The sequence below is a fragment of the Isoptericola sp. 178 genome, from assembly GCF_030586525.1.
GTDB lineage: Bacteria > Actinomycetota > Actinomycetes > Actinomycetales > Cellulomonadaceae > Isoptericola > Isoptericola sediminis.
In genome coordinates, this window is sequence record NZ_JAUQYN010000002.1 from 100,919 (window position 1) to 126,269 (window position 25,351).

The window sequence follows — 25,351 nt, forward strand, 5'->3', positions numbered from 1 at the left end:
AGCATCACTGGCCCTTTCGATCGTCTGACGGCGTGGAGGTCCGCCGTGATCGGACGTGGCGAGGGGTATAGAGCCGAGGTTGCACGCTCTCCTCCACCTGGACGTAGGTCTGCTCGCGTTCGGAGAAGGCCGTCTCGATGATCTGCTTCGCCTCCTCGGGCTTCTGCTTCGCGACGGCCCACGCCCACTTGCGGTAGCGGAGCGCGACGTCCTCCGCGGGGCCGTCGAGGACCAGGCGTCCATGATTGAGCCAGATGGCCCGGGTGCAGGTCTCCTCGATCGTTTGGGCGGCGTGACTGACCAGGAATACGGTGCCGGCTCCTTGCCGGAGACGCTGCATACGAGCTTCGCTCCGCTCACGGAAGGCGGCATCACCCGTGGCCAGGGCCTCGTCGATCAGCAGGATGTGCGGATTGGCAGCGGTCGCGATGGCGAACCGCAGGCGGGCACCCATCCCGGAGGAGTAGGTCTTCATCGGCAGATAGATCGACTTGCCGAGGCCCGCGAGCTGCGTGACGTCCGGCACGGCCTCCTCCGCCTGTTCGGGGGTGAGCCCCATCGCCAGACAACCGAGGCGGATGTTCTGCTCACCCGAGAGGTCCGGCACCAGCGCGGCGTTGACGCCGATGAGAACCGGCGTGCTCTCCGCGAGGACGCGGCCCTTGGCGGGATTCTCCAGACCGGCGATGATGCGCAGCAGCGTGCTCTTGCCGGAGCCGTTCTGGCCGACCAGCCCGATCTGCTCCCCGGACTTGGCGACGAACGAGATGCCGGACAGTGCGCGGACGAGCACCTTGGGGTCGTTGCCGAGCATCGTGCGTGCCGCGCGCTTGACGAAGTTGGCCCCCCGGCGCCGCTCGGCGGCATCCGTCGACGGGACGCGGTAGCGGACATGGACGTCCTGCACCGCCACCGTCGCGTGCGCGAAGGGGTCGACGTCAGACACGACCATAGGACTCCTCTCCTTGCCAGAAGAAGAGGAACCCGAGGACGAGCGCGCCGACCGACCAGGCCGCGAGTCCGATCCACGTGCCAGCGTCGGGCACGGTCGCATAGAGCAGGCAGTCCCGGGCTGCGTCCAGGACCAAGTACATCGGGTTGGTCTCCATGATTCCGACGATCCACGGATACTCTTCGAACCGGTCGATGGAGAAGAAGACGGCGGAGGCATAGAGCCAGATCCGCATGCCAACGCCGAGTAGCTGACCGAGGTCGGGCACCACCGTGGTCATCCGGGCGAAGAAAAGTGCGAGCCCCGTCGCCAGCATGACTTGCAGCACGATCACGGCAGGAAAGAGCAGAGCGGCCGGGGTCCACGCCTCCCCGGGCGGGGCCAGAGCGATGATGAGAAGCATCGCTGCCAGCGTCGGCACGAGGTTGAGGATGCTCCGCAGCACCACCGAGATCGGCAGCGAGGCGCGGGGGAACGTAAAGGCGCGGATGAGGTTGCGTCCGCTCTGGATCGACTTCGCACCGTTCGTCACGCACTGCGTGGTGAACTGGAAGAGGAAGACCCCAACGATGAGGTAGCCGAGGAAGTTCGGGATGCCGTCACGAGTGCCCAGGATGAGCCCGAAGATCAGGTAGTAGGCGAGGCCGTTGAGGATGGGGTTGATGACGAGCCACGCTTGGCCGAGCAGCGTCTCCCGGGTTCCGCTGGTGACCTTGGCGCGGGCCTCGGCCCACAGGAAGTGTCGACGGCCCCAGAGCTGGCTCAGGTATCTCGAGATCGGTGGACGCGCTCCGACCTGTGTGAGACGGTCGGTCGACACGACCTCGAGCGCCTTCTGCTGCCCCGTGAAGATCTCCTTGTAGAGATCCGCGACATCGGCCGACGTCGCGGACGACGTCGGCTGCGGTGTGGGGACCGGGGCACTCATCGCGTGCATCTTAGAGGGTATGGCGTGACCGGATCCCCTCCGATGCCGCCACGTGGTCAACGAGATGGTCACGATTCGCCCTCGGTCGACCGCTAGCCTGGCTCCACACCAGCAGTGAGGAGTGGACGCGTGCGGGTACTCGTCACCGGCGGCGCTGGCTTCATCGGCGCGAACTTCACCCTGCAGACCCTCCGGGACCGCCCGGACGCGGAGGTGACGGTGCTCGACGCCCTGACCTACGCGGGCGACCGGAGCTCGCTGGAGCCGGTGGCCGCGCAGATCGAGTTCGTGCACGGCTCCGTCACCGACGCCGACCTGGTCGATCGCCTGGTGGGGGCCGCGGACGTCGTCGTCCACTTCGCGGCGGAGTCGCACAACGACAACTCCCTGGACGACCCGACGCCGTTCGTGCAGACCAACCTCGTGGGGACGTTCACCCTGCTCGAGGCCGTGCGTAGGCACGACGTGCGGTTCCACCACGTCTCGACCGACGAGGTCTACGGCGAGCTGTCGCTGGACGACCCCGCGAAGTTCACGCCGGAGACACCGTACGACCCGTCGAGCCCGTACTCGGCGACCAAGGCCGGCTCCGACCACCTCGTGCGCGCCTGGGTGCGGTCCTTCGGCGTGCAGGCCACGATCTCGAACTGCTCGAACAACTACGGGCCGTACCAGCACATCGAGAAGTTCATCCCGCGCCAGATCACGAACCTCCTCGACGGGGTGCGGCCCCGGCTCTACGGCGCCGGGCTGAACGTTCGCGACTGGATCCACGTCGAGGACCACAACACCGCCGTGTGGGCGATCATCGACCGGGGCCGCATCGGCGAGACCTATCTCATCGGTGCGGACGGCGAGAGGAACAACCTCGAGGTCGTGCAAACGCTGCTCGAGATCTTCGGCCGTGACGCCGACGACTTCGACCACGTCGCGGACCGGCCCGGCCACGACCTGCGGTACGCCATCGACGCGACCACGCTGCGCGACGAGCTCGGCTGGACGCCCCGGTACACCGACTTCCGCTCCGGCCTGGAAGCGACCGTCGACTGGTACCGCGAGAACGAGGCGTGGTGGCGTCCCCGCAAGGCCGCGGTCGAGGCGAAGTACGCCCGGACCGGCCAGTGAGGGGTCAGCGGCGCCGGAGGGTCGCCAGGTAGTCCTCGACGACCTCGACGGCGGGCAGCAGGCCCTGCTCCTGGGCCTCGGCCAGCGTCGGAGCCGCCGCGTCCTTGTCAGAGAGCTGCGGGGTGATCGGCGACCCGTCGCGGGCCGTCGTCGGCCACGCGATGCCGATCGCCGTGTCCAGGGGATGCACCCCGTGGTCCGCCGCGGGGTCGTAGCCCGCCGAGCACAGGTACATCACCGTCGAGTCGTCCTCCAGGGACAGGAAGGCGTGGCCCAGGCCCTCGCCGACGTAGATCGCGCGCCGGTCGACGTCGTCGAGCAGCACGGAGTCCCAGCGGCCGAACGTCCGGGATCCGACCCGGAGGTCGACGACGACGTCGAGCACCGCGCCGCGCGGACACGTGACGTACTTGGCCTGCCCGGGCGGGACGTCGGTGACGTGGATGCCGCGCAGCACACCGGCCGCCGAGACCGAGCAGTTGGCCTGTTGCAGGTCCAGCTCGTGGCCCAGGTGATCGGCGAACGTCGACGCCTTGAACCACTCCAGGAAGACGCCGCGCGGGTCGCCGTGCTGACGGGGCGTGATCTCGTACGCGCCGGGCACTCCCAGCTCACTGAACTGCACGGACGGCCTCCCGGTGTCGATGGTCCCGACCCTAGGATGCTACGCATGGCTCCTCTCGAGCAGGCGCAGCGCTGGGCCGTCGTCGGGGCGGGCGGCATGCTCGGCCGCGACCTCGTCGACGTCCTCACGGACGCCGGTGCCGCGGTGCGGGCGCTTACGCACGCCGACCTGGACATCACCGAGGCCGACGCCACCCGGCGCGCCCTCGCCGGGGCCGACGTCGTGGTCAACGCCGCCGCCTGGACCGACGTCGACGCGGCCGAGACGCACGAGTCCGAGGCGATCGCCGTCAACGCCGTCGGCGCCGCTCACGTCGCCCGGGCCGCCCGGCTGGCCGGTGCGCGGCTGGTCCACCTGTCCACCGACTACGTGTTCGACGGCCACCACGCCGCCCCGTACCCGGAGGACGCGCCCACGGCGCCGGAGTCGATCTACGGGCGTTCGAAGGCCGCGGGGGAGCGGGCCGTGCGCGACGAGGCCTTCGACCACCTCATCGTGCGGACCGCCTGGCTCTACGGTGCCCACGGACGGTGCTTCCCCCGCACGATCGCCCGGCTGGCCGCCGAGCGCGACCGGCTCGCGGTCGTCCACGACCAGGTCGGCCAGCCCACGTGGTCCCGGGACCTGGCCGAGCTGATCGTGCGGCTGGTCGGCGCCCGGGCACCGGCGGGCACGTATCACGGCACCGCGTCCGGCCGGACGTCGTGGCACGGGTTCGCACGACGCGTCCTGGCGGCTGCCGGGTCGTCGGTCCCGGTCGACCGGGTCCCGAGCGCGGCGTTCCCGCGACCGGCGCGCCGCCCCCAGTTCTCCGTGCTCGGCCACGACGCGCTGCGCCGCGTCGGGGTGGAACCGATCGGGGACTGGGCCGACCGGTGGGACGTCGCCGCGCCGTCGGTCCTCGCGGGGATCGCCGATGTGCGCGAGGCTCAGCAGGTCGGCTATCCGTCGAGCAGCGTGAGCAGGTAGGTGCCGTAGCCGGACTTCACGAGAGGCTCGGCCCGCACGCGGAGCTCGTCGTCGGACAGGAACCCGCGTCGCCACGCCACCTCCTCCGGGGCGCCGATCTTGAGGCCCTGGCGTTGCTCCACCGTCCGGACGAAGTCGCTGGCGTCGATGAGCGAGTCGAACGTGCCGGTGTCCAGCCACGCGGTGCCGCGGGGGAGCACCTCGACGTGCAGGCGTCCCTGGTCCAGGTAGTGCCGGTTGATGTCGGTGATCTCGTACTCGCCGCGGGCCGACGGCGTGAGGTCCTTGGCGACGTCGACCACCTCGGCGTCGTAGAAGTACAGGCCCGGCACCGCGTACCTCGAGCGGGGCCGGGTCGGCTTCTCCTCGATGGACCGGGCGATCCCGTCGTCGTCGAACTCGATGACGCCGTACGCCGTCGGGTCGGCCACGCGGTAGGCGAAGATCGAGCCGCCGTCGACGTCCGTGAAGCGTTGGAGCTGATCGCCCAGGCCCTGGCCGTAGAAGATGTTGTCCCCCAGCACGAGCGCGGCCGGCCCGCCGGCGAGGAACTTCTCGCCGAGCACGAACGCCTGCGCCAGCCCGTTCGGCTCCTCCTGCACGGCGTACTCGAGCGAGATACCGAACTGCGAACCGTCCCCGAGCAGCCGCCGGAACTGCTCGGCGTCGTGCGGGGTGGTGATGACGAGGATGTCCCGGATGCCCGCGAGCAGCAGCGTCGACAGCGGGTAGTAGATCATCGGCTTGTCGTAGACGGGCACGAGCTGCTTGCTGACCCCGAGCGTGATCGGGTGCAGCCGCGTGCCGGACCCACCGGCCAGGATGATGCCGCGCATGGTGCCGATGATGTCACGCGTGATCTCACGAATACCTTGACGTCCTCTGGAATTCGCCCACTCCTGGAAGCGGATGGACGCGCGCCCGTTGGTAGCGTCATTCCTGCTTGCTGCCATTCTGAGGTCTGAGCGTGAGGGAGCACGTCGATGGTGCGTCGTTCGCCGGGGTATTTCGGTGTGAAGTGGGAGGCTTCGTCGAGCCGCAGTCTCGTGGATGCTCTGGGCTCGCGGAGCAAGTGCGGGATCTACCGTCTGCGTTTCGCCGACGGGACGGCCTATGTCGGTCAGGCGATCGATGTCGTCCAGCGGTACAAGCAGCACGTCAAGGACTGGCATCCGCTGGAGATCGTGGGCCTCGACTTCCGCGTCGAGAAGCGGGAGGACCTGAGCCAGCGAGAGCTGGAGACGGTCTGGTACTTCGAGGGCGCGGGCAACCTGCGCAACAAGCTGTTGATGACGCTCTCCGATGGTGAGGGCTGCGCACTGAACGACGTCGTCAGACCGGAGGATCAGGACGCATGGGTACGAGGGGGCGAGGTCTCGTCGGGCGTGCAGGGGAACGCCGACGTCGGTTCGGAGCATGCGCCTTCGACCAAGCTGCGACGCCTGTTGGACCGCGAGGACTGGCCGGAGATCAGGGCGTTCTTGTCGACCTTCGTCCGGTCAGCGGTGATCGCTCCCGAAGCTACGGCAGGTCGGTTCTGGAGCGTCGAGCCGCTGCCGCGGGCCCGGCGGGACAACACCCTCGGCCGTGAGCTGGCCCGGGTGCATGTCTATGGGCTGGACGTCCTGTCAGTCTTCGAGGTTCGGTCTCGACAGGGCGAACGTCTCGTCGCCAACGCCATCGTGGCCGAACCGGAGCTGAACGGGTGGGGTGAGCGCTGGAAGTGGCTCGTCACCGCGTTCAAGCTCTCCTCCTATGCCGGCGAGGGCAAGGGGCTGGGCTACTACCAGGACGTGAACTTCACGTCCCACCGGTCGATGACGGAGTTCTTCGAGCAGGTGCAGCTGCTGCGTGCCGCACGGGTGATGACACTTGCGCGGATGCGCCGGGGTGCCATCCAGACCAAGGGGCACACACCGGAGCTGGTACGTCAGATCCTCGAGGAGTAGGTGGTTCCCAAGGGGGCCCCCGTCGTCCCGCGATCCCGGTCGTCAGCGGGAGGCGTTCCGTGAGGGTGCCGACAGCACGTAGTGAAACCCCTTGCCCCGGCGAGAGGGCCAGGCGGGCTCCACGAGGCCCTCGTCCTCGAGGATGCGGAGGGTTCCCCCGACGTTGGTAGGGGATGCGTCGACGAGCCCTCCGAGCTCGGTGGAGCTGATGCGTCCGCGCTCCCTCACGTAGTCCCGGGCGATGGTCTCGCGGCGGGGTATCGGCCGGGTGTACGCCAGTTCCTGGTCGAGGTCGGAGAGGCGCTCCCGCGCGGCGGACGTCAGTGTCCACACAGGGTCTGCGGAGTCAGGAACACCGTTGAGCCTCTGGACCAACGGTCGTCCTCCGACGGAAGCGCGTGAGAGTCGGGCGAGGACTCCTGAAGCCCGTTCGACGGTGTCCTGGATGAGACGAGAGCTCTGTAGCGGGTCGGTCCATCGACGATCGACCAGCTGTCGCAGGACGAGCAGAGTGTTGACGTCGTCGGACTGCTCGATCGGTTCGACCTCGTCGAGCCAGGCGACCCACGGTTCGTCCACCTCCTCGGCGATCAGCGACGCGCGAACATTCGGTCCGCCGATCTCCTCGATCTGCGGCCGGGGGTGGCCGCGTCGAATCATCTCGCCGATCATCCGGTCCACGCCCACGCCCTCTCTCTCAGCCACGCGGAGTGCCGCGAGGAGCTCGCTGAGGGCACGGTTCCGTGACCTGGACGGGTGCGTGATGATGTTGTCCGGCGTCACGCCACCCACGAAGCCGCCGGGGCTCGTCACGCGCAGAGACCGGCCGACCTGCTCGACCAGGGTGGGCTCCGGGCTTGCCCACTCGCGATGGGCGACACCGTTGACGACCGCCTCGCGTGCGGCGCGCAGGGGGATCTCTCGCTGCTGCCCGATCACGAGCCCTCGTCGGACGTGCACAGCCGGCGTGTTGGCCTCGAGGGCTGCCAGCAGCTCGCCGAGCTCTTCGAGCAGCGACCGGTCGCGGCGTCGCACTCGGGTCAGGCTGTCGCCGCCCTGGTGCTCACGCTTGACGTAGTCGAGACACGGGTCTCCGCGGCCGACGAACGCGATGACGCCGGCGTTGGTCAGGTATCCGTCCGGGGTCACGACATTCAGCCGGCGGAGCAGGTCGAGGTCCGGCTGTCGTGCGAGTTCCGCTGCGTGCGGCTCTGTCGAAGCCTGCAGCATGTCCCGAGCCTGCTGCACGGCGCCCGGTCGGACCTGATCGGCGGTGACGGTCGACGGGTCGGAAGACCAGTCGTCGTGCAGGGCGGCCATCCGTTTCGCATGCCAGGTGTGGGGATCGACGTCGACGCAGTTGGCACCCACGCGCCATCGGATCCGGCCGTCGACGCGGATCGGCTCCAACGCCTGAGGCGCAAGGACCACCAGCAGCCTGGTGCCGCGACAGGTGCGGACCCCGATGTCAACGGTGAGAGACCGGCTGCTCAGTTCCCACAGCCGATGGCGCAGCCAGTCGGCATCGAGCTCGGTGCCGATCAGGTCGCCATCGTCGGAGACGCCGACGATGAGTGCTCCGCCGCCGGGAGTGTTGGCCATGCAGGCGGCCGCAGCGGCCAGCTCCCTGGCTGCCAGTTCGTTGTTCGCTAGTCCGGGTCCGACCGCGCCGCTCTTGTCCCGGCGGCCGTGTTCCTCCTTGAGATCGACGACTTGTCGCTCGACGCTCTCGTCCACGGGGCGGCCGTCGTCGAGGGCGTCGAGGATCGAACGCACGGCGATCTGGACCGGGCTGTCGTCGAAGAGTGTGTTCATCGGGCCCCGCTCACCTCGATCATAATTAACAGGTGTGTTAATTATAGGAGAGGCAGTCGGGAGGCGCGAAGTATAGGTAAGTGGCGCCGTCACGAGTCGGCGTGCCCCGACCCCTGCCGGACCATCGGCGTCGTGCGCTAGCGTGACGCCCACCACAACCGAAAACGGCCCGTGCCAGAGGCGGCAACCTCTGACCGGGCCTGACCACCACGAGAGATAGGACCTCTCTGATGGCTACGGCCGACGATATCAGCGCGCCCCCGCCACCCCCGGTGCGCCTCAACGCCCACGCGCCGCTGTGGCGCCTCGTCGACGCCCTGGCCGCCGCCGGCTGGGGCGATCTGCGCGACGCCCCGCAGAGCGTGCGCAGCTACCTGCTCGCCCTGGCCCGCCTCGCCGACCCGCGCACCGCCGTCGTCGAGACCACCGACGCCCAGGCGGCCGAACGCGCGGGCGTCTCGGTGCGGACCGTCATCCGTGCCCGCCGGTGGCTCCAGCATCGCGGCGTCGTCGTGATGCTGCGCCGCGGCGCACGGCAGGGGCTGCGCGGCGTGCCGTCCCTGCTGCGGGTGACCAAGCGGGTCCTGGTCGCGCTGCTGCCCGCCGCCCGATGTGCGAAGGACGCCCGCGCCCGACGTCGGGCCGCCCGGCCGGGCGGCGCCCCCGGCCGGCGCGCCCCCACCCACCCCGGGGGGCCGGCCTACCCCGCCGGGCGGCGGAACCCGGCCCCGCCGCCGCGCCCCCGTGGTCGGGCGCCCGCCGACGGCCCTCGCCTGTCCAGGAACGCCTGCGCGCCGAGGCCGCGGCGGCCTCCGCGCACCCGCCGCGCGCCGCGACGATCGCCGCCGCCCGGGCGGCGGTGCGTTCCCTGTCGGTGGCTGCCGAAAGGGTGAGCGTGTGACCGGAACCGAGATGGACAACGACCCACCGGGATACGTGGAGCTGCTCGCCGATCTCAAGGCGCGGGTGCGCGGGACACGTTTCCGAGCGGCGCGTGCCGCCAACACGGAGGTGCTGAGGCTGCACTGGTCGATCGGTCGCGACATCCTGCAACGTCAGCAGGAATCCGGGTGGGGGAGCAAGGTCGTCGATCGCCTGGCCGCCGACCTCAAGCGCGAGTTCCCCGAGCAGAGAGGCTGGTCACGCCGCAACCTGCTCTACATGCGCAGGGCCGCAGAGGTCTGGCCGACCGAGACCGAATTTGTGCAACAGGCCGTTGCACGATTGCCGTGGGGGCACCTCGCCGTGCTGCTGGACCGCCTCGCCACACGTGAGGAGCGCGACTGGTATGCCGAGAGAGCGGGCGCCGAGGGATGGTCCCGCGCCGTCCTCGAGCACCAGATCGCGATGGACCTGCGCGGTGCCCTCGGAGCAGCGCCGTCCCACGTCGCGGACGCCCTCGACGGGCCGGACTCCGAGCTCGCCCAGCAGCTCGTCAAGGACCCGTACGTGTTCGAGCATCTCGCCTTCGCCTCGTCGCAGCGGGAACGTGACATCGAACAGGCCCTGATGGACCGTCTGCAGGACACGCTCCTGGAGTTCGGGCGCCACATGGCCCTCGTCGGCAGGCAGTACCGGCTGTTGCTGGACGACGGCGCCGAGTTCGTCATGGACCTCGTGCTGTTCCACACCCGGCAGCTCCGCTACGTCGTCGTCGAGCTCAAGGTCTCGTCGTTCGAGCCGGGGCACCTCGGGCAGCTCGGGGCCTATGTCGCCGCGGTCGACGACCAGCTCCGCGATCCTCGGATCCACGCGCAGACGGTCGGCATCCTCCTGTGCACCGGCAAGAGCGGTGCCACCGTCCAGTACTCGCTGGCCTCCACGGCGGTGCCGGTCGCCGTCGCCGACTACCGCGGGTTGCCGGCCGATGCCCGTGCGGCGTTGCCCAGCGAGGTCGAGCTCGAGGCGATCGTCGACGCCGAGCTGCGGGAGCGGGCCGGTGACACGTAGGTGATGAGGCAGGCCACCTGCCACAATGACCGTGTGACGCGAGACACGCCGTCGGCCGAGCGTGCCTACCGCCGCACCCTCGCCCTGCTGACCCTCGTCGTCGCCCTGTGGTCGGTGGCCTGGGCGGTGCTCACCCCCGGCTTCCGGTCGCCCGACGAGCAGAACCACCTCAACAGCGCCGTGCGCATCGCCTACGGCGGCGGCTGGCCGGCGCCGGGGGAGGCGCGGTTCGCGCCAGTGACGGAGCAGGCCGTCGAGGAGGCCGCCTACCCGGCCGACCTGCCCGGACGCTGGCGGTACCGCCCCGACGAGACCCAGTTCGTCGACCTCACACCCGTCCCGGCCGACGAGCGCGTCCGCATCGACGTCGGCAACGCGCTGCCCCCGCCCGGCAGCAGCGCCACCGTCGACCAGATGACGCAGCACCCGCCCGCCTATTACGTGCTCGGTGCCGGCGTCCTGCGCCTCACCGGCACGGCCGACGCCCGGTGGGACGTCGCCCTGCTCGCGTTGCGCCTGCTCGACGTCGCCCTGCTCACCGCGACGGTGCCGCTCGCCGCCGCGACCACCCGCCGGCTGACGGGGTCCCGCTCCGCCGCGCTGCTCGCCGCCCCGTTCCCGCTGCTGATCCCGCAGGTCGGGCACATCCTGGGCGCCGCGAACAACGACGCCCTCGTGGTGCTCACCGGCGCCGGCGTCACCTACCTGTCCGCCCGCGTCGTCACCGGGGACCAACGCTGGCGCACCGCCGTCGGCCTGGGGCTCGTGCTCGGGGTCGGCCTGCTGACCAAGGTGATGCTCGCGTTCGCGATCCCGACCGTCGTGGCCGCCTACCTGCTCGCCCCGGGGCCGCGATCCCGCCCGCGGGCCGGCCCGTCGGTGCTCGCCCGCAGCGGGCGGGGCCTCGTCGCCCTGGCGGTCGCCTTCGTCGTCGGGGGTTGGTGGTGGGCCCGCAACTGGATCGTCGACGGCGCCGTGCAGCCCGTCGGGCTGCCGCGCGACTACGACGGCATGACCCGGGTGCCGGCGGACCAGGTGCTGGAGGAGGCGGTCGGCCGCACCGCCCAGGCGTTCTTCGGCAACCTGTCCTGGCTGGAGATCCACCTGCCCGGCACCTTCGTCGCGGTCGGCTCGACGGTGCTGGTCGTGGCGGCACTGGTCGCGGTCGCGCTGCCCGGGGCGCGCCGCGGGGCCGTGACCGTCGCGCTGCTGCCGCTCGCGCTGGCCGTGGGCGTCGTCGGCAACGCCCTGCAGGGCTGGTCGGAGACCGGCGTGCTCGTCGCCCTGCAGGGCCGCTACGTGTTCGGCGGGCTGGCCGCGCTGGCGACGCTGCTGGCCGTCGCCCTGTGGCAGCTGTGCCTGCGCCGCGAACGCTGGACCGCCGTCGTCGTCCCTGGGTTCACGACGCTCGCCGCCGTGGCCGGTGCCGCGGGACTGGTGTGGGCGTTCGGGGCGATGTACCGGGGGCCGGGGGAGTCCGCGGCACAGGCGTGGGAGCGCTGGGCCGCGTGGAGCCCGCTGAGCGGCACCGTGATCGCCGTCGCGCTCGTGGTCGTCGTCCTCGGGTTCGTCGCCGGGCTGGTCGCCGCGTGGCGGTGGTACCCCGCCGCGCGGGACCCGCGTGGCTAGACTCGCGCACGTCAGCGCCCCGGCGCTGCCCACCGCCGTCGGACCGGAGAGGGCTCGATGAAGCTCGTCGTGCAGATTCCCTGCCTCAACGAGGCCGACACCCTCCCGCTCGTGCTGGCCACCCTGCCGCGCGAGGTCGACGGGTTCGACGAGGTGGAGTGGCTCGTCATCGACGACGGCTCCACCGACGGCACCGCCGACGTCGCGCGCAACCTCGGCGTCGACCACGTGCTGCGGCACACCGCCACGATGGGGCTGGCCCGCTCCTTCCGCGACGGCGTCGACTTCGCCCTGGCCCACGGCGCCGACGTGGTGGTCAACACCGACGGCGACAACCAGTACCCCTCGAACCGGGTCGGGGACCTCGCCGCGCCGATCCTCGCCGGCGAGGCCGACATCGTGGTCGCCGACCGCCAGACCGCCACCATCGAGCACTTCAGCCCGTTCAAGAAGCGCATGCAGCGCCTCGGGTCGCGGGTGGTCAGCGCCGCCGCGAACACCTCGCTGCCCGACGCCGCCAGCGGGTTCCGCGCCTACTCGCGCGCCGCGCTGCTGCGCCTGAACGTCATCACGCAGTTCAGCTACACCATGGAGACGATCATCCAGGCGGGCAACAAGCACCTGCGGATCGTCTCGGTGCCGGTGGTCACCAACGCCAAGACCCGCGAGTCGCGGCTGTTCCGCAACATCTGGCAGCACATGGGGCGGTCCGCCCGGGCGATCGTGCGCAGCTCGATCATGTTCCGCCCCCACCTGGTGTTCCTGACCCTGGCGGCGCTGTTCTTCCTCGCCTCCGCGGTACCGGCCGTCCGGTTCCTCGTGTTCTTCGCCCAGGGGGAGGGCGACGGGCACGTGCAGTCCCTCATCTTTGCCGCCGCGATGCTGGTGGGCACCCTGCTGTGCCTCGCGCTGCTGGTGCTGGCGGACCTGCAGCGCACCAACCGCATCCTCGTCGAGGACACCCTGGAGCGGGTCAAGAACCTGCAGTACGGGCGCGACACGTGATCGTCGCGTTCGGCACGTACGACGCCACCCGGCACCCCCGCGCCGGCGTCCTGGTCGCCGGCCTGCGCGCACACGGCCATCGCGTCGACGAGCTGAACCGCCCCCTCGGGTTCTCCACCGCCGAGCGGGTCCGGATGCTGCGCCAGCCCTGGCGGCTGCCGCTGCTGGTGGTGCGCCTGCTGACCTGCTGGCTCGCCCTCGTGCGCGACGACGTCGCCCACCGCCGCGCGCACGGCGCCCCGGACGTGCTGCTGGTCGGCTACCTCGGCCACTTCGACGTCGTCCTCGCCCGCCTGCTGCACCCGCGCACCCCGGTGATCCTCGACCACCTCGTGTTCGCCGCCGACACCGCCACCGACCGCGGCGCCCGCGGCCTGCGCGTGCGGCTGCTGCACGGGCTGGACCGGCTCGCGCTGGCCTGCGCCGACGTCGTCGTCGTCGACACCGACGAGCACCGCGCGATGCTGCCCGGGAGCCTGTTCGCGCCGGCCGTCCGAACCCGCTCCCGCCGGACGCGTCAGGCTGTCGTCGTGCCGGTCGGGGCCCCCGAGGCGTGGTTCGCGCCCGTGCGCGACGGCGGTACTCCGGACGAGGGCACGTCCGACGACGGCACCCGGGACGACGCCGGACCCCTGCGGGTCGTCTTCTTCGGCCTGTTCACCCCGCTGCAGGGGGCCGTGGTCATCGCCGAGGCGCTCGCCGACGCTTTGCCCCGCGCCGCCGCCACGGGCCGCCCCATCAGCGCCACCCTCGCGGGCACCGGCCAGGACCACGCCGCCGCCCGTGCCGCGCTCGCCGGCGTCCCGGGCGTCACCTGGCACGACTGGGTCGAACCCGGCGACCTGCCCGGGCTCGTCGCCGACCACGACGTCTGCCTCGGCATCCTCGGGGCCACCCCCAAGGCGCTCCGCGTCGTGCCCAACAAGGTCTTCCAGGGCCTCGCCGCCGGCTGCGTGGTCGTGACCTCCGACACCCCGCCCCAGCGCCGCCTGCTCGGCGACCACATCGAGCTCGTCCCTGCCGGGGACGCCGCGGCCCTGGCCGACCGGCTCGTCGCGCTGACCGACCCGGCCGAGCTGGCCGCCGCCCGGATGCGCGCCCTCGCCGGGCGGGACACCGTCCGGCCCGCCGCCGTCGTCGGCCCGCTCCTCGACGCCCTTGCCGCCCGCGGGGTGCGGCCGTGACCGGCACGCCTGCCGGCCGCACGGACGCCGGGGGTGCCGGACGCCCCGGCACCGTCGCCCGTCTGCTCGCCGTGCTGCGCTCGCCGTGGGTGCGCTGGGGGTTCCTCGTCCTGGCGCTGGCGCTCGCGGTGTACGCCGTGGTCTCCGTCCGGGACGAGCTGGCCGACGCCGCCACCGCGCTGTCCGCCGGCCGGCTCGCCGCGGCCGCGCTGCTCGCGGTGCTGTTCGTCGGCTGCACGCTGCTGTCCTGGCGGGCCGTGCTGGCCGACCTCGGCTCCCCGCTCGGGCTGCGCACCGCGGTCGCCGTGTTCGGCATCAGCCAGCTCGGCAAGTACGTGCCCGGCGGGGTGTGGAACGTCGTCGCCGCGGCCGAGGTCGGCGCCGACCACGGCGTCCCGCGCCGCCGCACGGTGACAGCCACCGCCGTCGCCACCGGTGTCGGACTGGTCTCCGGGGCGGTCGTCGGCGTCGTGGCGCTGCCGTTCCTCGCCGTCGAGACCCTGCAGGGCTGGAGCTGGGTGCTCTGGCTGCTGCCCGCCGTCGTCGTGCTGCTCCTGCCGCCCGTGCTGAACCGGCTGCTCGACGCGGCGCTGCGCCTGGCCCGCCGCCTCCCGCTGGAGCACCCGCTGTCCTGGCGGGGCCTGGGGGCCGCCGCCGGCTGGGCCGTGGCCGGGTGGCTGCTCGCCGGCGGCCAGGTGTGGCTGCTCGCCACCGGTCTCGGCATGGCGAGCGACGTGCGCACCGCGGCGCTCGCCGTCGGCGGGTACGCGCTGGCCTGGATGGTCGGGTTCCTCGTCGTCGTGGTGCCCGCCGGTGCCGGGGCCCGCGAGCTCGTGCTGCTCGCCGTCCTCGCCGGGGCGCTGCCGCACGCCGCGGTGCTGCTCGTCGTGCTGGTCAGCCGGGTCCTGGTCACCCTCGCCGACCTGCTGTTCGCGGGCCTCGGGGCGCTCGGGCGCCGGCCCGCCGGGGTGCGGTTCGCCCCGCTGGCGCCGCGGGCCTGGCTGCGCTGGGACGTCGTGCGGCGCCTGCTGCCGGCCACCCGGTCCACGGTGCTGGAGATCGGCTGCGGGCAGGGCGGGGTCGGCATGCGGATCGCCGTGCGCCACGACTACACCGCCGTGGAGCTCGACGGCGACTCGTGGCGCATCGCGTGCGAGCGCGTGGCGGCCGTCGACCCGGACGCCCGGGTGCTGCACGGGGACCTGACGGTGCTGCCGCCCGAGGAGCGGTTCGACGTCGTGTGCGCGTTCGAGGTGATCGAGCACGTCGAGGACGACGCCGCGGCGCTGGTCGAGTGGGCCGCCCGGGTGCGCCCCGGCGGGATGCTGCTGCTGTCCACCCCCGCCGACCCCGACCGGTTCGGCCCGTGGGACGAGATGGCCGGCCACTACCGCCGCTACGACCCGGACGACCTGCGGGAACTCCTGAGCGCTGCCGGGCTGGCCGACGTCGTCGTGCGCCGCTACGACGCCCCGCTGGGGTACCTGCTCGAGGCCGTCCGCGACCGTCTCGCCCGGCGGCAGCCGGTCCGTGCCGGCGCGCAGGCACCGGCCGGCGCGGACGTACCGGCCGGCGCGCCGTCGTCGGACCCCGGCCTCGCCGCCCGCACCGCCGACTCCGGGCGCCGGCTGCAGCCGCGGGCCCGGCTCACCGGGATCGCGACGGCGGTCGGCACCTGGCCGTTCCGGCTGCTGCAGCGGGCCCTGCCGCACGCCGGGACCGGGCTCGTCGCCGTCGGCACCCGCCCGCCGGACCCCGAGCACAGGAGTGACCCGTGAGCACGAACCTGCCGCCCCTGACCCTGTTCGGCGCGCTGCGCTGGGACGTGGTCCGTCGTCGGCTGCCCGCCTCCGGTGTGCGCGTCCTGGAGGTCGGGTGCGGTCAGGGCGCCGTGGGGGTGCGCCTCGCCGCCGCCGGGTACGACTACACCGGCGTCGAGATCGACCGTGCGAGCGCCGAGGTCGCGGACGCCCGGCTGGCCGGCGCCGGACTGCCGGGACGCGTCGTGCACGGGTCGGTGGAGTCGGCGGGGCTGGCCGGCGGGTTCGACGTGCTGTGCGCCTTCGAGGTGCTCGAACACCTCGAGGACGACGCCGGGGCGCTGGCCTCGTGGCTGCCGCTGCTGCGCCCGGGAGGGCTCGTCCTCGTCTCGACCCCCGCCTGGCAGGACCGGTTCGGCCCGATGGACACCGCCGTCGGGCACCACCGCCGTTACGACCCGCCGCAGATGCGCGAGCTGCTGCGCGGCTCCGGACTCACCGACGTCGGCGGCCGGCTCTACGGGATGCCGCTCGGTTACGCGCTCGAGGCGGTGCGCAACCGGGTCGCACGGCGGCGGCTGACGGCCGACGGGACGACGACCGCGGAACGCACCGCGCGTTCCGGGCGGCTGTTCCAGCCGTCGACCGCCGCGACGGGGGCGGCGATCACGGCGGCCACCTGGCCGTTCCGCCTCGCGCAGCGGGCGTTCCCCGCGACGGGGCCGGCGCTCGTCGCCTGGGGCCGCCGTCCCTGACCCCCGTGGCGCTGTGGGCATGAAATCTGCAGCTCCGCAGGGGGCCAGACCTGCAGATTTCATGCCCACAACGGGCGGACGGGCCGGGGTGCGCAACGGGCCGACGGGTGAATCCCGCTGCGAGGTCCGCTCTCCGGTTGCCGGTCGGCGGGACGCTGATTACAGACGTCTCATGCCGAGTGTGCCCCGAGCAATCACGCTGGTGAGCCCCGAGGGCGCGACCCTCGGCCATGCTCTCGCGGCCGCGCTGGCCAGCCGTGGCTGGACCGTCCTGATGCGGCGTACCGAGGGTGTCCTGCCGGACCTCGGCGGACAGGACGTCGTGGTCCTGGTCGAGGACGACCACGGCAACTGGACCTGCCGGCGGCCCCTCGCGGTCGGTCGGTCGTGGATCTGCATCGGATCGGTGCGGTCGCTGCCCGGCCTGCTGGCGATGCAGCGGCGTGGAGCCGTCGTGCTCAACCAGTCGGCCCCGATGCTGACACTGGTGTGCCACGTCGAGACGGCCGTCACCCGGGCGGCGCCCGCCGACCTCGCCGTGGCCGCGCTGACGCTGCGGCGCCGGTTGGCGGAGCGGGACGGGCTCAACCTCCTCACGAGCACCGAGGACGCGATCCTGCGGGCGATGCTCGCGGGAGCCAGCGCCGCGCAGATCGGTCTCCATCGGCACGCCTCGGTGAACACCGTCAGGACCCACATCAAGGCCGTGCTCGCCAAGCTCGGCGTCCGGTCCCAGCTCGAGGCCGTCGCCGTCGCGCACCGTGCGGGGTGCATGGAGTGGTTGTTCGACGCGATGGTGAAGTTCACCAATTCTGGTGACGACGACCTCGTGTGCGGCGGTCGACAGTGAAAGCGACAGCGACCTTCGTCGGATGGCGCAACCCCTCCGGCACCGGTCGACCATCCCGCACACCGGAGGACTGCCGTGCGACAGGACGTGAAGAACCCCTCGTCGACCCTGCTGAACACCACCGTGGTGGGCCAGCCCTGGGCGGACGCCTACCAGGTCGGTGCCGGCGTCGACGCCGTGACCGGCCAGCTGCGCAGCTCGGCGATCGAGAAGCCGACGCTGACCCCGAGCAAGAACCAGCGCACCGAGTACAGCTACGCCCTCATGGAGTCCCAGAAGGACCTCGAGCAGCTCGTCGAGACCTCCCTCAAGGGCTCCTACAACATCGAGGGGGTCAAGACCTCGGCGAGCACGTCCTTCCTGGAGAAGGTCGTCGTCTCCGAGCTCGCGGTCACGATCGTCGCCGCGATCTCCGTCGAGGACAGCGAGTACTCGCTCGCCCCCGACTACGTCCTGGCCGTCACCCCGGGCCCGGACTTCCGAGAGCGGCACGGCGACTACTTCGTGGCCGGCTACCGGGCGGGGTCCTCCCTGTACGCGGTCTACCAGTGCCGATTCTCGTCCACGGAGAAGCGGCAGGAGTTCGCCGCCGCGCTCTCCGCCGAGGTGCCCGACGTCCTCAGCGCCGAGGGCAGTGTGGCCTTCCAGAAGGTCGCCAGCTCGCACGAGGCTCGCGTCAACGTCAACGTCGACGTCGTCGTCGACGGGGTCCGGGGCACTCTGCCGCCCCCGAAGGACGGGTGGACCCCGGGGACGATCATCTCCGAGGTGATCCCCTGGTTCATCGAGAACCTGGTGCCGGTGCCGCTGGAGAGCTACCTCGAGCACTACCGGATGATCGACCCGGAGATCTCCGGCGAGGTCCCGATCGCCCCGTCCGTGTTCGCGGACCTCAGCTATCTCTACTCCGCCTTCTGGGTGGCGCGGTCGCGCGAGCGAACCTGTCCCGCGTTCGGCAAGGGACTCGTCTCCGGACCCTTCGAGCGGCTGCGCATCGACCTCGAGGCGCACCAGGCCTCGCTCGCCACCGACCCGGAGTCGGTCCGCAAGTACACGGGTGACGTCGAGGACCTGCTGGGCACCCTCGACGAGATCGACAACCGGCAGGCCTTCTACTCCCAGGTCGTCAAGGCCGCCGCCACCGAACCGGCGAAGGGGCACCGCATCGACGCCGACAAGGGCACCGTCCGGTGGGGGTACGGCTTCCAGGCCGGCACGCGCCCCGGCGTGGACGTCAGGAGCGAGAAGTTCGACTACAAGGCGGATGCCAAGGCCTTCGGCTGGCAGGATCACGGGTTCACCTACCGGAACACCTCCCGCGTCGTCGTGGGCTGGGACGTCGTGTGCCAGTGGAACGACTTCGGCGGCGACTGGGAGAAGCGCAGCGACCGGATCATCGGTCGCGACGGCGGCACCGTCTGGGTCAAGAGCGACTACTGGCGCAGCTGCTACTGGTCCGTGACGTTCCACACGGTCGATGCCTCGCTCTACCCGGTCGGTCCCTGGACCGCCGACGCGGTGCACTCCTCGGGGTTCACGATGCACGAGGCCCCCCAGGTGACGTCGGTCGAGGAGTACTGGACCGCCGAGCGGATGCGCGCCGCGACACCCGTCGACCGCTCGACGGCCCACGAGGGTGCCCCGGCCGTCGCCGTGCGTCCTCAGGACGTGGGGCCCAGCGAGACCGTGACGGCGGAGGCGACCACGACGCCGGTCGCCGCATTCGGGGAGTACCCGGCCCGGACCGTGGGCAAGCTGTTCTTCGTCATGGGCGACCAGGACTGCGTGGCCTCGGGTGTCGTGGTGCACCGGAGCGGGATCATGACCGCGGCCCACTGCCTGGTCATGGACCACGAGGCGCACAGCCTGGTCTTCGTGCCGGCCTACATCGACGGCGAGGCGCCGTACGGCCGCTGGCCCGTCCCGACCGTCGCGTGGCCCGACGCGTGGCCGCAGGGACGGTCCACCGCCGACGACCTGGGTTTCGGTCGGGTCGCGACAGCACCCGACGGGACAGAGATCGGGGACGTGGTGGGATGGGTCGGCATCACCACGCGTCCCGACGTGCGTCGGTGGGACGACGTCGGCTACCCCGCTCAGGCGATCGCGCAGTTCCCGTTCGACGGGCAGCGGCCCTGGCAGAGCTCGGGTGCCCGGCTCACCTCGGACGAGGAGCGCATCGTGGCCAAGGCGGACGACCTCACCGCCGGCGGCAGCGGCGGGCCGTGGTTCGCGTCCGACGACCCGACGGCGGTCAACGGAGTGTTCAGCACGTACAACACCTCGGAGCACATCGTGTGGAGCCCCGAGTTCGCTGAGTGGGTGCTGACCTTCTACCGGCACTGCTTCGGCTGACGGGACCGGGGAGTCCCTGGTCCCCGGTGCCGCGGGCGGACCGTCCGCGGCACCAGGGATCACGGCGCGTAGTCGGTGCCGTACTCCGCGACGTACTCGTCCATCGTGTCGGTGCGCAGCGCCTCGCCGAGGGCCGCCGTCTGCGCCTCGTCCACGAGGTTCACCGACGCCCCGTCCACCGTGCCGAACCCGGTGATGGGGACCATGAGGCCGACGACGTCGTCGCGGGTCAACGACGCGGCCAGCGGGACCAGGTCCACGAACTCCTCCACGCCGAGGTCGCCCGTGACCTTGACGTTGTTGAACATCAGGGCCACCAGCTCGGCGACCGCCGTCGGGTCGTCGGACGTCTCGGCGATCCGGTCCATCATCCCGATCACCGCCGCCCGCTGCCGCTCCGTGCGGTCGAGGTCGCCCAGCGGCAGCCGCTTGCGTTCGCGCACGTAGATGAGGCCGTCGGTGTTCTCCAGCGTGATCCGGCCCTCGGGGAAGTCGACCACGCGCCCGGTCGAGAGCACCTCCACCGTCGAGCGGTGCTTGTTGTCGACCTCGAACCCGTCCAGGGCGCGCGTCAGGTTGATGAACCCGGTGAAGTTGGTCTGCATCGCGCCGTCGATCTCGACGCCGCCGAGCAGCCCCGAGGCGGTGTCCATCAGCGTCTGCGTGCCGCCGCGGGCGAACGCCGAGTTCATCTTGCCCTCGCCGAGCCCGGGGATGTCCACCCACATGTCCCGGGTGAACGACACCAGGTACAGCGCCGACCGGTCCGCGGGGACGTGCGCGAGCATCATCGTGTCCGCGTTGCCGGACAGCGAGGACGCGTCGCGCGAGTCGGTGCCGATGAGCATGATGTCGTGCGCCCCCTCGCCGAGCGGGTCCTTCCGCTCCGGGGCGGGCACCGACTGCTTGGGGGCCGTGCTCGGCTCGGGGCGCACGGTCTCGGTGGGGGCCGGCTCCGCGGTCGTCGAGGCGTCGGTGCACCCGGCGAGCAGGAGCACCCCCGCGGTCGCCAGGGCGGTCAGACGCGCCAGGCGCGATCGGGGAGTCATCCGAGGTCCTTCCGGTTCGAGGTGGCGGCGCCCGCCGCCGCGGCGTACGCCAGGTCGTAGCGCGCCACCAGCTCGCGCCAGGTCCGCCCGGCCGCCACCGACCGACCCGCCGTCACCTGCGCGGCCCGGGCGTCGTCGTCGGTGAGCAGGTGCTCGACGGCGCCCGCCCAGGCCGCCTCGTCGTCGGGCGTCACGAGCAGTGCCGCCGGGTCGCCGCCGTCGACGGGGGAGCAGACCTCCCGCAGCGCCGGCAGGTCGCTGGCGACCACCGGACGGCCCAGGGCCATCGCCTCCACCGGCTTCAGCGGCGTCACCAGGCGGGTGACCCGGTCCGGTCGCCGCGGCACCAGGACCACGTCGAGCGCCGCCAGGTAGGTGTGCGCGACGTCCCGCGGCACGCGGCCCGGCATCGTGGTGTGCTCGGCGATCCCCAGCTCGGCCGCGAGCCGCAGCAGACCCGGGCGTGCCACGCCGTCGCCGACCACGAGCGCGCCGGCGTCGACCCCGGCGTCCCGCAGCCCGGCGACCGTGCGCAGGATCGTGTCGATGCCCTCGTAGCCCACCACCGAGCTCACCGTGCCGAGCAGGTACCGGGGGCCGGTCAGCCCGAGGCGCTCGCGGGCCGCGCGCGGGTCGAGCGGGTCGGCGTCGAGCAGCGCTTCGTCGACGGCGTTCGGCACGACGGTGATCCGGTCGGCCGGGACCCCCCGGGCCGCCAGCTCGTCGCGCATCGTGCCGCTGAGCGTGACCACGTGGTCGGCGGTCCGGGCCAGCTCGGTCTCCTTGGCGCGGATCAGGGCGAACCGCTCGGACGCGGTCGCCGCCTCGCGGGCCTCCGCGGTCGGGTGCGACGCCGCCCACGTCTCCTCGGGCAGGCCGCGCACCTCGTAGACCCACGGCAGGCCGACCCGGCGGGCGGCCTCGCGGGCCGCGGCTCCCGTGGTCCACGGCGTCGTCGCGTGCACGACGTCGGCCCCGGACCCTCGCACGGCCTCGACCAGCAGCGCGGTCGCGTCCTCGGCACGGCGGGCCGGGTCCGACGGCAGCGAGCGCGGGACCAGCCGGGAGTACGGCACGCCGTCGACGACGTCGGTCCCGCGGGCGCCCAGCGCCCCGATCGTCAGCGGGTATCCCGCCCGGGTGGTCGCCGTGACCCGGTGGCCGGCGGCGCGCTGGGCCGTGAGGATCGCGTGCGTGCGCAGCGTGTAGCCGCTCTGGGTGTGCGGCAGCGAGTTGGTCAGGTGGTGGTGCACGGCCACCGGGTGCTGCGGCGCGCGGGGCGTCGTGACGCCGGCGGGTGCCTCGGCGGCCGGGTCCGGGGCGAGCGTGGCGGCCTGCCCGAGCAGGGACCGGCGCACCCGTCGCGCCGTGCGACCCTGCGGTTCTGCGTCGCGGATCGCGGTGACGTCGCCGGCCGCCCAGGCGGCGCGCAGCCGGCCGGCCGGCCCGGAGGTGCCGTCCCCGACGACACGCTCGACGCGGGGGACGACGACGGCGCTGAGCCGGGCGGGCAGGCGGCGGCTCGCCTGGAGCACCAGCCAGGCGGGGTCGGTGACCAGGGCCCCGAGGACGAACGAGGCCGTGAACCGCAGGTTGCGCGCGAGCTCGGCCGCGCGGCTCACCGCGCGGTCCTCGGCCGCAGCTCCCCCTCGGGGGCCGGCCGTGACGGGGACGGCAGCGTGGCGCGCGGCGACACCGAGCGCGTGACCAGCACCTCGGGCCCTGCCGACGGGGCCGCGGGCGCGGTGCAGGCCTGGCACGGGCCGCGGCGGTCGGCGGCCGCGTGGTGCGCGGCGGCGTCCGTCAGGTGGTCGACGAGCTGGACGTAGTGCGCACCGAGCACGTCGTCGTCGGCGTTGGCCCGGACCCAGCGTGCCGCGGCCGCCGAGGCGGTCGGGGCCGCGCCGTCGTCCACCCAGGTGCCCCACAGGTCCGCCAGGCCGTCGACGTCGCCCGGCATGACGACGGCGCCGGCGCCGGTGGTGGCGACCAGGTCGGCCGCCTCACCGGCGACGCAGGCGGTGGCGAGACGCCCCGAGGCCATGACCTCGTACAGCTTCGACGGGACCGTCCACTCGAGCGGCTCCCAGTCGCGCAGCGACACCAGCACCGTGTCCGCCCAGGCGTAGAGGTCGCGGATCTGCTCGTGGGGGACGGGGTCGCCCAGCACGACGGGAGCCTCCAGCTGGTCGACCAGGCGGCGGACGGTCCCGAGCTCGGCGCCGGTGCCGACGATCCGGACCTCGACGGCTCGGCCGCGGTCGCGCAGCCGGGCGGCGGCCCGCACGACCGTCTCGAGGTCCTGGGCCCGTCCGATCGTGCCGGCGTAGGCGGCGCGCAGGGGGCGGTGGTGCAGCGGGTGCGTGCTCACCGGGCTCTCCGGGGAGGCGGTGGGCTCCGCGGACCCGGTGCGCACCGGGTCGAACGACGTGCCGTTGCGCACGACGGCCACGCGTCGCACGCCCCGTGACCGCAGCACGTCGGCGAAGGTCTCGGTCGTGGTGACGACCGCGTCGGCCCGGCTCTGCAGGCGGCTGACCGTGCGGTGCACGACGGCGCGGGCGGCGCCCAGCACCCGGGCCTTGAGCGAGCGCCGGGCCCGGAACAGACCGGCCGGCTCGATGAGGTCCGGCCAGGCATCGCGCATCTCCACCACGAACCGGGCGCGCAGCAGGCGTGCCACGATCCAGGCGGCGAACATCGACGGGATGCCCGGGACGGTGCCCACCACGACGTCGGGGCGCCGGGTCGGGTGACGGAACAGGCGCAGCCCGAGCACGACCGTGCTCCACGCCGCCACCGCCTGGTCGACGGAGCGGGAACGGAGCCGGTTCGTGTGCTCGCGGAACCGGGTGCGCACGATCCGCTCCCCGTGCACCCCGCGGCTGACGCGGCCGGGGCGGTACTCCGGCAGGTCCGCGAACAGGCGACCGCTGGGGTAGTGCGGGGGAGGGGTCAGGACGGACACGTCCACACCGGCCTCGATGAGCCGGGGGGTCAACGAGCCCCACCGTCGTTGGGGTGCGCCGTGCTCGGGAGCGTAGTGATGGGTGACCAGCAGCAGATGTCGCCGCGACCGTGTCGTCGTGGAGCTCATCCGTCACTTTCGTCTCGTGGTCCGGGCCGGGCGGGTGCCGCACGAGGTGCGGTCGCCCCCGGTAGATGATAGAGGCAACCGGACACACTTTCATCACCCCGTCTTTGCACGTCCGGGCGTCGCCGTCGGATGCCGGGGCCTATCATCTGCGCTGTGACGCATCCCCCGCGCGAGCCGTTGGTCCCTGGAGTCCCCGACGACCCCCCGCCGCAGCGGCACGCCAAGCGACGACCGGGGATGAGCACCACGAGTCGGTCCCTGGTCGTGGTCGGCGTCCTGGTCGCCGTGCTGGCCGGTGCGGCCTTCGGCGGCATGTGGTGGTTCCAGCAGCGCCTCGACGAGAACGTCGAGAAGCTGGGCGACCCGTTCGCCGCCGTGAGCGAGCGGCCGGAGCCGGCCCAGCCGGAGAGCGCCGAGGAGCTCACCGACGTGAACTTCCTGGTCCTGGGATCGGACTCGCGCATCTCGGCCGGCGACCCCTCGCAGTGGGAGGCGGGCGCCCAGCGCACCGACGCCATCATGCTCGTCCACCTTCCCGCCTCCCGGGAGAACGCCGTCGTCGTCTCCATCCCGCGTGACTCCTGGGTCGACATCCCCGGCCACGGGCAGGCGAAGATCAACGCGGCGTTCTCCTACGGCGGGCCGTCGCTGATGATCCAGACCGTCGAGAACCTCACCGACGTGCGGATCAACCACTTCGTGGTGACGGACTTCGACTCGTTCGTGAGCATGACCGACGCGCTGGACGGCGTCCGGATCCGCGTCCCCGAGGACATCGGCGACGGCGACGAGGTCTTCTTCTCCGCCGGCGTGCACATGATGAGCGGCGAGGAGGCCCTGGCCTACACCCGCCAGCGGTACGGGCTGTCGAACGGCGACTTCGGGCGGGTGCAGCGTCAGCAGAACTGGATGCGGGCCATCCTCGGCAAGGTCAACAACAACCGCCGCGACCCCGTGAAGATGACCCGGTTCTTCGAGACCGTCAGCGAGTCGGTGGCTGCGGACGACGAGCTGACGATCGACCGCATGCAGGAGCTCTTCGACCAGGCCTCGGAGATCTCCACCAACGACGTCGTGTTCATGACCGTGCCGTACGAGGGGGTCGGTCGCTCCGCGGACGGTCAGTCGATCGTCGTCCTCGACGAGGACCCGATGACGAAGCTGATGACGGCGATCGGAGACGGCGAGGCGATGTCGTTCATCGAGGAGCACGGCGAGGAGCTCGAGCTGCTGCCCGCGACCGTCAAGTAGGCCGTCCGGCCGGCGGCCCCGCCCGCTCCGCGCGTCCCCCCGCTGTGGGGCCGGAACATTGCCCCACCCCCCCGGGGGGCGCGGGGAAGTTGACGCCCCCACC

21 protein-coding genes are annotated in these 25,351 nt (G+C 72.4%); 13 read left to right on the forward strand and 8 right to left on the reverse strand.

The window, feature by feature from the left end; translation table 11 throughout:
- Positions 1-4: 4 nt before the first annotated feature.
- Positions 5-946, reverse strand: coding sequence for an ABC transporter ATP-binding protein (locus tag Q6349_RS05085; protein WP_304603160.1), 942 nt, complete (start codon positions 944-946; stop codon positions 5-7).
- A complete protein-coding gene (locus Q6349_RS05090; protein ID WP_304603161.1) occupies positions 939-1,880 on the reverse strand; it encodes an ABC transporter permease in 942 nt (313 codons plus the stop codon). The genes Q6349_RS05085 and Q6349_RS05090 overlap by 8 nt, the downstream gene beginning before the upstream one ends.
- A gap of 129 nt (positions 1,881-2,009) precedes the next feature.
- Between Q6349_RS05090 and rfbB the strand changes: the two genes are divergently transcribed.
- Positions 2,010-3,005: a dTDP-glucose 4,6-dehydratase gene (rfbB, locus tag Q6349_RS05095; protein ID WP_304603162.1), complete on the forward strand. Its 996-nt coding sequence runs from the start codon at positions 2,010-2,012 to the stop codon at positions 3,003-3,005.
- A gap of 4 nt (positions 3,006-3,009) precedes the next feature.
- On the opposite strand, the gene Q6349_RS05100 is transcribed toward rfbB, so the two are convergent.
- Positions 3,010-3,630 carry a dTDP-4-dehydrorhamnose 3,5-epimerase family protein gene (locus Q6349_RS05100; protein ID WP_304603163.1) on the reverse strand — a complete coding sequence of 207 codons (621 nt, stop codon included), beginning with the start codon at positions 3,628-3,630 and terminating at the stop codon, positions 3,010-3,012.
- A gap of 45 nt (positions 3,631-3,675) precedes the next feature.
- On the opposite strand from Q6349_RS05100, the gene rfbD reads away from it, so the two are divergent.
- Positions 3,676-4,599, forward strand: coding sequence for a dTDP-4-dehydrorhamnose reductase (rfbD, locus tag Q6349_RS05105; RefSeq protein WP_304603164.1), 924 nt, complete (start codon positions 3,676-3,678; stop codon positions 4,597-4,599).
- On the opposite strand, the gene rfbA is transcribed toward rfbD, so the two are convergent.
- The gene (rfbA, locus tag Q6349_RS05110) at positions 4,572-5,435 is read right to left on the reverse strand and encodes a glucose-1-phosphate thymidylyltransferase RfbA (protein WP_304603165.1); all 864 of its coding nucleotides are present in this window, start codon (positions 5,433-5,435) and stop codon (positions 4,572-4,574) included. The two genes, rfbD and rfbA, sit on opposite strands and share 28 nt — an antisense overlap.
- Positions 5,436-5,582: 147 nt before the next feature.
- Here rfbA and Q6349_RS05115 point away from each other — a divergent pair, with 147 nt between their 5' ends.
- Entirely contained in the window at positions 5,583-6,548 is a 966-nt protein-coding gene (locus tag Q6349_RS05115) for a GIY-YIG nuclease family protein (RefSeq protein WP_304603166.1), read from the forward strand.
- A 42-nt stretch (positions 6,549-6,590) separates the two neighbouring features.
- Here the strand turns inward: Q6349_RS05115 and Q6349_RS05120 are convergent, their stop codons facing one another.
- Positions 6,591-8,363 (reverse strand): ATP-binding protein, encoded by a 1,773-nt coding sequence (locus tag Q6349_RS05120; protein ID WP_304603167.1) that lies wholly within the window; start codon positions 8,361-8,363, stop codon positions 6,591-6,593.
- A gap of 230 nt (positions 8,364-8,593) precedes the next feature.
- Between Q6349_RS05120 and Q6349_RS05125 the strand changes: the two genes are divergently transcribed.
- The 9 genes from Q6349_RS05125 to Q6349_RS05165 all read left to right on the forward strand — a co-directional run bounded on the left by Q6349_RS05125 (position 8,594) and on the right by Q6349_RS05165 (position 19,851).
- Positions 8,594-9,256 carry a hypothetical protein gene (locus tag Q6349_RS05125; RefSeq protein ID WP_304603168.1) on the forward strand — a complete coding sequence of 221 codons (663 nt, stop codon included), beginning with the start codon at positions 8,594-8,596 and terminating at the stop codon, positions 9,254-9,256.
- Between the two features lie 19 nt (positions 9,257-9,275).
- On the forward strand, positions 9,276-10,313 hold the full coding sequence (locus Q6349_RS05130) for a YhcG family protein (RefSeq protein WP_370375606.1): 1,038 nt from the start codon (positions 9,276-9,278) through the stop codon (positions 10,311-10,313).
- A gap of 33 nt (positions 10,314-10,346) precedes the next feature.
- The gene (locus Q6349_RS05135) at positions 10,347-11,942 is read left to right on the forward strand and encodes a glycosyltransferase family 39 protein (protein WP_304603170.1); all 1,596 of its coding nucleotides are present in this window, start codon (positions 10,347-10,349) and stop codon (positions 11,940-11,942) included.
- A gap of 57 nt (positions 11,943-11,999) precedes the next feature.
- Entirely contained in the window at positions 12,000-12,947 is a 948-nt protein-coding gene (locus Q6349_RS05140; RefSeq protein WP_304603171.1) for a glycosyltransferase family 2 protein, read from the forward strand.
- Positions 12,944-14,131, forward strand: a complete 1,188-nt coding sequence (locus tag Q6349_RS05145) for a glycosyltransferase (protein WP_304603172.1) — start codon at positions 12,944-12,946, stop codon at positions 14,129-14,131. Before Q6349_RS05140 ends, Q6349_RS05145 begins: the two co-directional genes overlap by 4 nt.
- Positions 14,128-15,909, forward strand: coding sequence for a bifunctional 2-polyprenyl-6-hydroxyphenol methylase/3-demethylubiquinol 3-O-methyltransferase UbiG (locus Q6349_RS05150; protein ID WP_304603173.1), 1,782 nt, complete (start codon positions 14,128-14,130; stop codon positions 15,907-15,909). Before Q6349_RS05145 ends, Q6349_RS05150 begins: the two co-directional genes overlap by 4 nt.
- Positions 15,906-16,646, forward strand: a complete 741-nt coding sequence (locus Q6349_RS05155) for a bifunctional 2-polyprenyl-6-hydroxyphenol methylase/3-demethylubiquinol 3-O-methyltransferase UbiG (RefSeq protein WP_304603174.1) — start codon at positions 15,906-15,908, stop codon at positions 16,644-16,646. Before Q6349_RS05150 ends, Q6349_RS05155 begins: the two co-directional genes overlap by 4 nt.
- A gap of 181 nt (positions 16,647-16,827) precedes the next feature.
- Complete coding sequence (locus tag Q6349_RS05160; RefSeq protein ID WP_304603175.1) at positions 16,828-17,496, forward strand: response regulator transcription factor; 669 nt, start codon at positions 16,828-16,830, stop codon at positions 17,494-17,496.
- A 75-nt stretch (positions 17,497-17,571) separates the two neighbouring features.
- Positions 17,572-19,851, forward strand: coding sequence for a serine protease (locus Q6349_RS05165; protein WP_304603176.1), 2,280 nt, complete (start codon positions 17,572-17,574; stop codon positions 19,849-19,851).
- Positions 19,852-19,910: 59 nt separating this feature from the next.
- Here the strand turns inward: Q6349_RS05165 and Q6349_RS05170 are convergent, their stop codons facing one another.
- From Q6349_RS05170 to Q6349_RS05180, 3 genes are read right to left on the reverse strand one after another with little or no spacing between them, the layout of a single operon-like run.
- On the reverse strand, positions 19,911-20,900 hold the full coding sequence (locus Q6349_RS05170; protein WP_304603177.1) for an LCP family protein: 990 nt from the start codon (positions 20,898-20,900) through the stop codon (positions 19,911-19,913).
- Positions 20,897-22,522, reverse strand: a complete 1,626-nt coding sequence (locus tag Q6349_RS05175) for a glycosyltransferase family 4 protein (RefSeq protein ID WP_304603178.1) — start codon at positions 22,520-22,522, stop codon at positions 20,897-20,899. The genes Q6349_RS05170 and Q6349_RS05175 overlap by 4 nt, the downstream gene beginning before the upstream one ends.
- Complete coding sequence (locus Q6349_RS05180; protein WP_304603179.1) at positions 22,519-23,997, reverse strand: glycosyltransferase family 4 protein; 1,479 nt, start codon at positions 23,995-23,997, stop codon at positions 22,519-22,521. The genes Q6349_RS05175 and Q6349_RS05180 overlap by 4 nt, the downstream gene beginning before the upstream one ends.
- A gap of 237 nt (positions 23,998-24,234) precedes the next feature.
- Here Q6349_RS05180 and Q6349_RS05185 point away from each other — a divergent pair, with 237 nt between their 5' ends.
- On the forward strand, positions 24,235-25,248 hold the full coding sequence (locus tag Q6349_RS05185) for an LCP family protein (RefSeq protein WP_304603180.1): 1,014 nt from the start codon (positions 24,235-24,237) through the stop codon (positions 25,246-25,248).
- Positions 25,249-25,351 lie beyond the last annotated feature (103 nt).

Coding starts and splice junctions, on each gene's coding strand:
- Q6349_RS05180 (WP_304603179.1), bottom strand. CDS start 23,997: ATGAGCTCCACGACGACACGGTCGCGGCGACATCTGCTGCTGGTCACC.
- rfbA (WP_304603165.1), bottom strand. CDS start 5,435: ATGCGCGGCATCATCCTGGCCGGTGGGTCCGGCACGCGGCTGCACCCG.
- Q6349_RS05115 (WP_304603166.1), top strand. CDS start 5,583: ATGGTGCGTCGTTCGCCGGGGTATTTCGGTGTGAAGTGGGAGGCTTCG.
- Q6349_RS05170 (WP_304603177.1), bottom strand. CDS start 20,900: ATGACTCCCCGATCGCGCCTGGCGCGTCTGACCGCCCTGGCGACCGCG.
- Q6349_RS05140 (WP_304603171.1), top strand. CDS start 12,000: ATGAAGCTCGTCGTGCAGATTCCCTGCCTCAACGAGGCCGACACCCTC.
- Q6349_RS05120 (WP_304603167.1), bottom strand. CDS start 8,363: ATGAACACACTCTTCGACGACAGCCCGGTCCAGATCGCCGTGCGTTCG.
- Q6349_RS05090 (WP_304603161.1), bottom strand. CDS start 1,880: ATGAGTGCCCCGGTCCCCACACCGCAGCCGACGTCGTCCGCGACGTCG.
- Q6349_RS05185 (WP_304603180.1), top strand. CDS start 24,235: ATGAGCACCACGAGTCGGTCCCTGGTCGTGGTCGGCGTCCTGGTCGCC.
- Q6349_RS05130 (WP_370375606.1), top strand. CDS start 9,276: ATGGACAACGACCCACCGGGATACGTGGAGCTGCTCGCCGATCTCAAG.
- rfbD (WP_304603164.1), top strand. CDS start 3,676: ATGGCTCCTCTCGAGCAGGCGCAGCGCTGGGCCGTCGTCGGGGCGGGC.
- Q6349_RS05125 (WP_304603168.1), top strand. CDS start 8,594: ATGGCTACGGCCGACGATATCAGCGCGCCCCCGCCACCCCCGGTGCGC.